Annotated in this window: 9 protein-coding genes; 5 read left to right on the top strand and 4 right to left on the bottom strand. The window is 71.3% G+C overall.

The window, feature by feature from the left end; translation table 11 throughout:
- The coding region (locus ABNT58_RS29985; protein ID WP_348757002.1) for a glycosyltransferase at window positions 1–2217 on the top strand (2217 nt) is incomplete at its 5' end.
- Window positions 2218–2249: 32 nt separating this feature from the next.
- Window positions 2250–2546 (top strand): DUF378 domain-containing protein, encoded by a 297-nt coding sequence (locus tag ABNT58_RS29980; RefSeq protein WP_348757001.1) that lies wholly within the window; start codon window positions 2250–2252, stop codon window positions 2544–2546.
- Between the two features lies 1 nt (window position 2547).
- Here the strand turns inward: ABNT58_RS29980 and ABNT58_RS29975 are convergent, their stop codons facing one another.
- On the bottom strand, window positions 2548–3021 hold the full coding sequence (locus ABNT58_RS29975; protein ID WP_348757000.1) for a GNAT family N-acetyltransferase: 474 nt from the start codon (window positions 3019–3021) through the stop codon (window positions 2548–2550).
- A gap of 150 nt (window positions 3022–3171) precedes the next feature.
- On the opposite strand from ABNT58_RS29975, the gene ABNT58_RS29970 reads away from it, so the two are divergent.
- Complete coding sequence (locus tag ABNT58_RS29970) at window positions 3172–4155, top strand: tripartite tricarboxylate transporter substrate binding protein (protein ID WP_348756999.1); 984 nt, start codon at window positions 3172–3174, stop codon at window positions 4153–4155.
- 45 nt (window positions 4156–4200) lie between these two features.
- Here the strand turns inward: ABNT58_RS29970 and ABNT58_RS29965 are convergent, their stop codons facing one another.
- Together ABNT58_RS29965 and ABNT58_RS29960 are read right to left on the bottom strand one after the other, a co-directional pair.
- On the bottom strand, window positions 4201–4740 hold the full coding sequence (locus tag ABNT58_RS29965) for a DUF1772 domain-containing protein (protein WP_348756998.1): 540 nt from the start codon (window positions 4738–4740) through the stop codon (window positions 4201–4203).
- Between the two features lie 44 nt (window positions 4741–4784).
- Window positions 4785–5390, bottom strand: coding sequence for a cyclic nucleotide-binding domain-containing protein (locus ABNT58_RS29960; RefSeq protein WP_348756997.1), 606 nt, complete (start codon window positions 5388–5390; stop codon window positions 4785–4787).
- A 124-nt stretch (window positions 5391–5514) separates the two neighbouring features.
- On the opposite strand from ABNT58_RS29960, the gene ABNT58_RS29955 reads away from it, so the two are divergent.
- Window positions 5515–8022, top strand: a complete 2508-nt coding sequence (locus ABNT58_RS29955) for a penicillin acylase family protein (RefSeq protein ID WP_348756996.1) — start codon at window positions 5515–5517, stop codon at window positions 8020–8022.
- A gap of 125 nt (window positions 8023–8147) precedes the next feature.
- Complete coding sequence (gene fnr / locus ABNT58_RS29950; RefSeq protein WP_348756995.1) at window positions 8148–8873, top strand: fumarate/nitrate reduction transcriptional regulator Fnr; 726 nt, start codon at window positions 8148–8150, stop codon at window positions 8871–8873.
- 99 nt (window positions 8874–8972) lie between these two features.
- Here fnr and ABNT58_RS29945 read toward each other — a convergent pair whose 3' ends face one another.
- Window positions 8973–9815, bottom strand: a complete 843-nt coding sequence (locus ABNT58_RS29945; protein WP_348756994.1) for an amidohydrolase family protein — start codon at window positions 9813–9815, stop codon at window positions 8973–8975.
- Between the last annotated feature and the right edge of the window lie 77 nt (window positions 9816–9892).

Here is a 9892-nt window from a genome sequence, read left to right as displayed (position 1 = left end):
TGCGTGCGCGAGAGCATCGGCTGGCGCCTGTGCGAACCCGAGGCCGGCCGCTTCGACTTCAGCCGCGTGATCCAGGTGGCCGAAGCCGCCCGGCGCCACGGCGTGCAGGTGCTGTGGACGGTGATGCACTACGGCACCGCGCCGGGCGTGGACCTGTTCGACGACCGCATCGTGCAGCGGCTGCCGGTCTTTGCGGCCGAGGTGGCGCGGGTGCTGGCGCCCTACACCCCGGCCGGCGAGGCGCCGGTGTACACGCCCGTCAACGAGATCGGCTTTCTGGCCTGGGCGGTGTCGGAAACCAACCTGGTGTGGCCGTATCGCGGCGACCCCGAAGGCACCGGCCCCGGCAGCCAGCGCAGCGGCTACGAGGTCAAGCGCCGGCTGGTGCGGGCCGCCATCGGCGCGATGCAGGCCATGCGCCAGGTCGACCCGCGCTGCCGCTTCCTGCATGTGGAACCGCTGGTGCATGTGGCGGCGCCCGTGGGGCAGCCTGAGCTGGCACCGCTGGCCCGCCAGGTGGCCAGCTACCAGTGGCAGGTGTGGGACCTGATCGCCGGCCGCCTGGAGCCCGAGCTGGGCGGCCGGCCTGAGCTGCTGGACCTGCTGGGCGCCAACCATTACCACAGCGGCCAGTGGGAGGTGGGCACCGAAGAACGCCTGGCCTGGCACCTGCGCGACCCGCGACGGCGCCCACCGGCGCTGCTGCTGCAGGACGCCTGGGAACGCTACGGCCGCCCGCTGGTGATCGCCGAGACCAGCCACGTGGGGGCCGGCCGCGCCGAGTGGCTGCAGGACATGAGCGACCAGGCCGCTGCCGCACTGCGCGCCGGCGTGCCCTTGCTGGGCCTGTGTCTGTACCCGCTGATCGACCGCACCGACTGGACTCACACGCAGGATTGGCACCGCAGCGGCCTGTTCGACGTGGTGCCGCCCTCGTCCGCATCGCCGCGCTGGCGCCGGCTGCCCGACCCCGCCTGCGTCGCGGCCCTGCGCCGCTGCCAGCAACAACTCCCCCATCCCCTGAAAGCCGACATGCCCACACTCCTCGTTTTTTCCCACCTGCGCTGGGGCTTCGTCTTCCAGCGCCCGCAGCAGCTGCTGTCGCGGCTGGCCCGCGACCACCGCGTAGTGTTTGTCGAAGAGCCGGTGGCCGGCGAAGGCCCGCCGCGGCTGGAAGCACGGCAAGCCATGCCCGGTGTGGAAGTGCTGGTGCCCACCACCCCGGTGCAGGCGCCGGGCTTTGCCGACGAGCAGCTGGCGGTGCTGGGCCCGCTGGTGCAACAGTGGCTGGCGGCCGAAGGCATCGCCCAGCCCATCGTCTGGTTCTACACCCCCATGGCCTTGCCGCTGCTGGCGCAGCTGTCGCCGGCCGCGGTGGTGTACGACTGCATGGACGAACTCTCGGCCTTCCGCGGCGCGCCACCGGCCCTGCGCCAGCGTGAAGCGGCGCTGATCCAGCGGGCCGACCTGGTGCTCACCGGCGGCCCTTCGCTGTACGAGGCGCGGCGCGACCAGCACCCCAGCGTGCACTGCCTGCCCAGCGCGGTGGACCCCGCCCACTTCTCGCCGGCCCGGCTGCTGCCGAACAGCGCCGAGGCCGAAGTCACCCGTCAGCTGCACACAGGCATCGCCACGCCCCGCCTGGGCTTCTACGGCGTGATCGACGAGCGGCTGGACATCGACCTGGTGCAGGCGGTGGCGCAGGCGCGCCCCGACTGGCAGCTGGTGATGGTGGGCCCCGTGGTCAAGATCGATCCCGCCAGCCTGCCGCGCCTGCCCAACATCCATTGGCTGGGCATGCAGCCGTATGCGGTGCTGCCTTACCTGGTGGCCGCGTGGGACGTGTGCCTGCTGCCCTTTGCGCTGAACGAATCCACCCGCTTCATCAGCCCCACCAAGACGCTGGAATACATGGCCGGCGAAAAGCCGGTGGTAAGCACCGCCGTTCACGACGTGCAGGTGCTGTACGGCGACGTGGTGCGCGTGGCGCATTCGACACCGCAGTTCATCGCGGCCTGCGAAGCGGCCTTGAACGAGACCGACGAAGCGCGCGAGCGCCGCGTCTCGGAGATGCTGACCACCGTCTGGCGCATGTCGTGGGACGACACGGTGCAGACCATCCGCGAGCTGCTGGCGCCGCACGTGGCGCGCAGCACGGCGGCGGCGGGCGCGGCGCCTGCTGCCCGTGGCGAAGTCGCCCCGAGCTTGGTGGCCTGAAGCAGTGGCCTGAACAGCCGCCTGCGTCCGCCATGCCCCTGCACCCGCCCCAAGGCCGCGAGCCGCTGCCCGACCAGACGCCCAACGCCGAGGTCGTGCCGCGCGGCACCGGCACCCTGCTGGCCTCGGCCATCGCGCTGCTGCTGATCGCCGGCGGCCTGAACTGGGGCCTGGTGGGCCTCTTCGGCATCGACCTGGTGGCCCAGCTGCTGGGCGAGGGCAGCCTGGCCTCCCGCGCGGTTTACGCCCTCATCGGCCTGGCGGCCGTGCTGGGCGCCCTGCTGACCTGGCAAGCCCGGCGCTACCGGCCGCGGCCGGGGTTGCGGTAAGTCAGGCCGGCGCAGACGCGGTCAGCCGCATCGGCTGGAAACGAATGCCGTTGGCAGTGACCGCATCGCCTTCCGTGATGAAGCCCAGCCGCTGGTAAAAGCCCACCGCCGGCAGTGAGGCATTGAGCGTGAACACCGCGGGCGGGGGCAGCCCCGGCGCAGCCAGCGCCTGCACGCTCGCCAGCTGCCACAAGCGCGTGGCCAGCCCTTGCCGCTGCCAGGCCGGCGCCACGAACAGGTGGAAGAGGTGCCGCCCATCGCGCAGGGCGATGAAGCCGGCCAGCGAGCCGCCGGGCTCCAGCGCCACGGTGTACCGGTAGCGCTCGGCCGCGATGTAGCGCCGCTGCGCCGCTTCATCCACCGATGCCCAGAAGGGCGCCGCCGCGTCCGGCCGTGAATCGACGACGAAGGCCTGCGCCAGCGGGCGCAGCAGCGCGGCGATGGCCGGGGCATCGTCGGTGGTGGCGGGACGCAAGACAAGCGTTGAGGCGGGCATGCCGCATCGTAGAGCCACCAGCAGCCCCCACAAACCCGCGCAAAGCGGACAGCCGGCGCCGTGGCTGGACAGCGGCGCTGGTGAGGTCTGCGCACCATCGGTGGCACCTGCCGTTCACCGAGGATGCCCATGCGCCCCGCCCTGCCTGCCCTGTCGCGCCGCCAGCTGCTGCTGGCCGGTCTGGCCACCACCCTGCCCGCCTGGGCGCAGACGTCGGCCTGGCCGAACAAGCCGCTGCGGCTGGTGGTGGCCTTTCCGCCGGGCGGGCTGGCCGACGTGATGTGCCGCGTGGTACAGCCCACGCTGGCCGCGGCGCTGGGCCAGACGCTGATCGTGGACAACCGCGCCGGCGCCGCCGGCAACCTGGCCGCCAGCGAGGTGGTGGCCAATGGCAAGGACGGCCACAGCCTGCTGGTGACCACCTCCACCACCGAGTCGGTCAACCCCGCCATGTTCAGCCGCATGCCGGTGGACTTCGACAAGGACCTGCAGCCGGTGGGCCAGCTGGCCAATTCGCTGCTGTTCCTGATCGCGCGGCCCGGCCTGCCGGTGAACACGCTCAAGGAGCTGGTGGCTCATGCCAAGGCCCACCCCGACACGCTGAGCTACGGCTCGGCTGGCGTGGGCACCACGCCGCACCTGGCCGGCGAGTTGTTCAAGCAGGCGGCCGGCATCACCGCCGCGCATGTGCCCTACCGCGGCGCGGCGCCCGCCATCCAGGACGTGATGGCCGGGCAGGTGGACTTTGCGTTTGCCCCGGGCACGGTGCTGCCATCGATGAAGGCCGGCAAGCTCAAGGTGCTGGCGGTGGCCAGCCGCCAGCGCAGCAACAGCGCACCGTCCATTCCCACCTTCGAGGAACTGGGCTATGCCGACGTGGTGGCCGACACCCGCTTCGGCGTCTATGCGCCGGCCGGCCTGCCGGCGGCGGCGGTGGATCTGTTCAATCGCGAACTCAACAAGGCCCTTGCCCTGCCCGAAACGCAGCGCCGCTTTGCCGAGCTGGGCGCCGATGCGGTGCCGCTGACCCCTGCCGCCTACAAGGCCACGGTGCAGGCCGAAGCGCGCCTCTTCCGCGGCATCGTCAAGGCCCGTGGCATCACCTCAGATTGAAACTAGCCCCCAAGCTCGCTGCGCTCGCTACCCCCCACGGGGGCTTCAGTCCCTTGGGGCGGCCCGGCGGGACTGACCCCGCCCCCCCGCCCGGCGGCAGGCCAGCGAGACGATGGCCAGCAGGAAGGCCAGCGCACTGACCGCCGTGCGCGCATGGTTGGCCAGGTTCCAGCGTGCACGCACCAGCGCCCAGTCGGCCGGCAGCTGCTGCGGCGACCACGATTCGGTGTAGGCGTTGAGCGGCAGGTTGACCTGCCGCGTGAACAGCACGATGCCCAGCGCATACAGCAGCGCCGCCGCCAGCAGGCACCCGCCCCATGCGCCGCGCCCCCGCCAGCCGGCCAGCAGCGCCAGCGCGCACCACAGCGGCGGCAGGAAGAAGCTGGCGAAGAAGGCGGCATGCCGCACATGGCGGTTGAGCGTCGACTGCACCACCGCATAAGTGGCGCCGTCCAGTCCTGCCAGGGCCGGGCTCACGTTGCCGCTGTAGGTGGCGAAGAAGCCGGCCATCCAGCCCAGGCTGAAGACGGCCATCACCTGGCAGGCAAGAGACAGGCGGACCAGGCGCGGATCGGAGGTGTGCATGCCGGCACTGTGGCCGGACGCAGGCTGCAAGGCCTTAACAGCGGTTAAGTGTCGGCCGGCAGGGCTGCGGCCTCACGCAGGCCCAGGCGGCTGCGCAGGCGCGACAAGGACACGTCGGTGATGCCCAGCCAGGCCGCCTGCTGACGCAGCGGCAGCCGCTCGTACCATGCAGGGCGTGCCGCGCGCAAGGCCAGGTAACGTTGGGCCGGTGTGCACTGCAGGAACAGATGCTCGCGCCACAGCTTTTCATCGAGCAGCTGTTGCAGCGCGCGCAGCTGCAGCGCCGCCCAGTCGGGCTGGTCGGCCAGCAGGTCCTGCACATCGGCCATGGGCAAGGCCTGCACCCGCGTGGGCTCCAGCGCCGCAACGAAGAAGTCCACCGGCTCATCGCGCAGCCGCGGCGTCACCGGCCACAGGCACTGGCCCTCGAACATGAAGTTCTTGTTGGCCTCGGCCCCCTGGCGGTCGATGTAGTACAGCCGCAGCGCCCCCTGCTCCACCCACCACAGGTGCTGCCAGCGTGTGCCGGCAGGCAGCAGCACCTGCGACTTGTCCAGGGTGTGGGCCCGGGCCCGCCGGGCCAACTGCTGCAGCAGGCGCTCAGGGGCGCGCGGCAGCAGCTGCCGCAGTTGTTGCTCCAACCAGGTCATGCGGCCACTCTATCGCGGCTGCACGGCCCGGGCGGCACCCCCGCGTCACTACCAAGATCGCAGGCGCTTGCTTTTGCTTAGCATGGCCTGCGCCACCGGCCCCCGCCGGTGCGAAGGGTCGCAGATGACGCAAGAGAAGTTCGTGGCGTTGCATCGTTCGCAGGCGGGCCGGGGCCTGTTGCTGGTCACGGCCATCGGCCTGCTGGCCGGCTGCTTCGGCGGCAGCGACGGCGACAACGCCAGGTACAGCGCCGAGATCCGGCGCACCACCATGGGCGTGCCGCACATCAAGGCGGACAACTGGGGCAGCCTGGGCTACGGCTTCGGGCTGGCGCAGGCGCAGGACAACCTGTGCACCATCGCCGAAAGCTTCGTCACCTACCGCGGTGAACGCTCACGCTGGTTCGGCCCCGATGCGCTGCTGAGCAGCAGCGGCACCGCCGGCCGGCCGCGCAACCTGGATGCCGACTTCTTCCACCGCCATGTGCTGTCGGCCGACGCCGTGGCCGCCTTTCGCGCCGCGCAACCCGGCGACGTGAGCGAGCTGATCGAAGGCTTCGTGGCCGGCTACAACCGCCAGGTGGCCGACCTCAAGGCCGGCAAGGCCAGCGGTCATGCGGCCTGCGCCAGCGCCGGCTGGCTGCAGCCGGCCACCACCGACGACCTCTACCGCCGGCTGTATGCCACCAACTTCGCGGGCGGCTACAGCAACTTCGTGCCGCAGATCGCCAACGCCATCGCGCCCGCGGCGGCCACGCCCGGCGCGGCACCGGCCAAGGTGGCCGCGCTCAGCCGCCGGCAGCGGCAGGACATCGCCAGCGCCTTCGCCCAGCTGCCGCTGCAGGTGGGCGGCGAAGAAGGCGTGGGCAGCAACATGTTCGGCTTCGGCGCCGATGCCAGCGACGTGCCGCTGCTGCTGGGCAACCCGCACTGGTACTGGCGCGGGCCCGACCGCTTCTACCAGGCGCAGCTCACCATCCCGGGCAAGGTCAACGTCAGTGGTGCCTCGTTCCTGGGCGTGCCGCTGGTGCTGATCGGCTTCAACGACAACGTGGCCTGGAGCCACACCGTCAGCACCGCACGGCGCTTTGGTTTCTTCCAGCTCACGCTGGCGCCCGGTGAGCCCACCGCCTACCTGAAGGACGGCGTGAAGGTGCCGATGGCGGCGCGCAGCATCACCGTGCAAAGCCGCGCGGCCGATGGCACGCTGAGCGACGTCACGCGCACGCTCTACACCTCGGAGTACGGGCCGCTGGTCAACCTGGCCTCGCTCAACCCGGCGCTGGCATGGAGCGGCAGCACCGCCTTTGCGATGCGCGACATCAACGCGGGCAACTATCGCACCTTCCGCAACTGGATGCGCTGGTCGCAGGCCGAATCGCTGGAAGCCTTTGCGCAGATCCAGCGCGAAGAGGCGGCCATTCCGTGGGTCAACACCGTGGCGGTGGGCCGTGGCGATGCACGCGCCTGGTATGCCGACATCGGCGCCATGCCCAATGTGTCGCCGCAGCAGGTGGCCAGCTGCACCACGCCCTTCGGCCAGGCGGTGGCGGCGGCGTTGCCGCGGGTGCCGTTCTTCGACGGCTCGCGCGCCGCCTGCGAATGGCAGACCGACGCCGACTCTCGCCAGCCCGGGGCCATCGGCGCTTCGCGCATGCCTTCGCTGCTGCGGCGCGACTACGTGGCCAACATGAACGACAGCTACTGGCTGGCCAACCCCGCCGAGCCCTTGACGGGCTACCCCGACATCATCGGCCCCGCCGGCACGCAGGCCCAGTCGCTGCGCACGCGCCTGGGCCACCTGATGGTGCAGCGCCGCCTGGCCGGCACCGACGGTTATGCCGGCAAAAAGGCCACGCCCGAGGTGCTGCAGCAGATGACGCTGGACAGCCGGGTGTTGACGGCCGAGCTGTTCAAGGACGCGGCGCTGACGGCGGTGTGCAGCGGCAGCCCGGCCGCGCCCATCACCCTGTCGGCCGACCCGTTGACGGGCACGGCCATCAGCCCGGCGGTGAACGTGGACGTGGCCCTGGCCTGCAGCACGCTGGCCGCCTGGAACGGCCGCGGCACCACCGATGCACGCGGCACGCATGTGTGGGACGAGTTCATGAGCCGCGCGCAGCGCCTGCCCGCCACGCAGCTCTACACCGTGCCCTTCAGCGCGGCCGATCCGCTGAACACGCCGCGTGGCCTCAACACCACCGACCCCACGGCGCTGCGCCAGGCCTTCGCGGCCGCGGTGTACCGGGTGCAGCAAAGCGGCTTTGCGGTGGATGCGCCGCGCAGCCAGGTGCTGTTTGCCACCCGCAACGGCGAGCGCATCGGCCTTTACGGCGGCTGCGGCGCCAATGGCTACTTCACCATCGCCTGCTCCGAAAAGCGCATCGAGCAGGGCGGCTATTCGATGGACGAAGACCCCAACGGCAACAGCTACATGCAGATCGTGGCCTTCCAGCCGGGCGGGGTGCAGGCGCACACCTTCCTCACCTTCTCGCTGTCGGACGATCCGGCTTCGCCCCACTACGCCGACTACACCCGGCGCTACGCCACCGGGCAGTGGCTGCGCATGCCTTTCACCGAGGCGGAGATTGCCGCCGACCCGGCGCTGGTGGTGACGCGGGTGCGCGAATAACGCGGGCGCGCGAGTAAGGCGGGCCCAGGCAGGCAACACAGCCGGATTCACGGCGCATTCCCGCTGGTGCGCCTGCGCCGGGGCGCGATACGCTCGGTGTCGTTGTCGTCGTCCCGGAGCAAGCCATGTCCACAGCCTCGAGTTCACGCGCGCAGGTGGCCTGCTCGCACTGCAACCTGCGCGAGCTGTGCCTGCCGGTGGGCCTGTCGGCCGAAGACATGGCGCGGCTGGACGACGCCATCAGCGAGCGGCGCAGCGTGCTGCGCGGTGCCACGGCCTTCAGCGCCGGCGACCGCTTCACCTCCTTGTTCGCGGTGCGGGCGGGCTTCTTCAAGACCAGCATCACCACGCCCGAAGGCCGTGAGCAGATCACCGGCTTCCAGACCACCGGCGAGCTGCTGGGCATGGACGGCATCGGCACCGGCGAACACAGCGCCACCGCCAGCGCGCTGGAGGATTCGCAGATCTGCGTCATCCCCTTCGCCGAGCTGGAAGACGCCTCGCGCCAATCGGCCGAGCTGCAGCGCCGCGTGCACCGGGTGATGAGCCGCGAGATCGTGCGCGAGCAGGGCGTGATGCTGATGCTGGGCGGCATGCGCGCCGAGCAGCGGCTGGCGGCCTTTTTGCTGAGCCTGGCCAAGCGTCTGCAGGCGCGCGGCTTTGCGCCGGCCGACATGCTGCTGCGCATGAGCCGCGAAGAGATCGGCAACTACCTGGGCATGACGATCGAGACCGTGAGCCGCACCTTCGCCAAGCTGCGCAAGGACGGCGTGGTGGCGGTGGACCAGCGCGAGATCCGCATCCTGCAGCCCGACGAGCTGCAGACCCTGGCCTCGGGCGCCAGCTGCTGAGGCAGGCCCGGCCTGGCTGGCGGCACTGGCCACGGCAGGGTGGATCGTGTCGGTGGCGATCAGCAAGCGTCCGTGGGGCTGGTTCGCCGGATAGCTGGCTCAACCCGCCGGCAGCCGGTACAGCTGCACCGCGTTGGCCCACCCGATGCGATGCCACAGGTCCTGCGGCGTCCACTGCCGGAACAGCTGCATCAGCGTGGCGGTGCCGGGCCGTTCGCCCGCGGGCTTGGTGTGCGGCCAATCCGAGCCCCACACCAGGCGGTCGGGGGCCGCGTTCAGCAGGGCTTCGTGGATCGGCCGGACGTCTTCGTAGTGCGGGCCTGCGTCCGACACGTTGGCGATGCCCGACAGCTTGACCCAGACGTTGGCGTCGCGCATCAGGCCGGCCAGCGCCTGGAGGCCCTCATGGGCCACGCCCAGCGAGGCCGGCGTGCGGCCCATGTGGTCGATGACCACGGGCACACGCGCGCGGCGCAGGCGCGGCGCCAGGTCGGGCAGCAGGCGGCTGTCGGTGAACAGCTGCAGGTGCAGCCCGCGTTCGGCCAGGCGCGGCTCCAGAGCGTCGAACGCTGGCCAGTTCACGAAGCCACCCATGGCGCGTGGGTCGCCCGGTGCGAAGTGGGCCAGGCGCACGCCGCGAACGCCCGCAGCAGCCAGGCGATCGAGTTCAGCGTCGGGCACGTCGGCGGCAACCGCGGCGATGCCCACCAACGTGCCCGGCGCCTGCGCCAGCGCATCCAGCAGCACCCGGTTGTCGGCGCCGTAGAAGCTGGGTTGCACCACCACGCCCTGCGTGACCCCCAGCGGGGCCAGCGTGGCGCGCCAATCGGCCACCGGCGCGGGTGCGGGGGTGTAGCTGCGGCCCGCGGCCATCGGCGCCTGATCCAGCGGCGCGATGACGTGGAAGTGGCAGTCGACGATGCCCGTGGTGGTCCCGACCATGGCCTTCAGTCCAGCGTGATCCTGGCCGCCTTCACGATCTTGGCGGTGCGGGCGATTTCGCTGCGGATGAAGTCGGC

It is taken from the genome of uncultured Aquincola sp., from assembly GCF_964001545.1.
In the GTDB taxonomy this organism is placed as follows: domain Bacteria; phylum Pseudomonadota; class Gammaproteobacteria; order Burkholderiales; family Burkholderiaceae_C; genus Aquincola.
The sequence above is the reverse complement of the archived record's forward strand: the minus strand, read 5'-3'. Positions and strand labels throughout refer to the sequence as shown.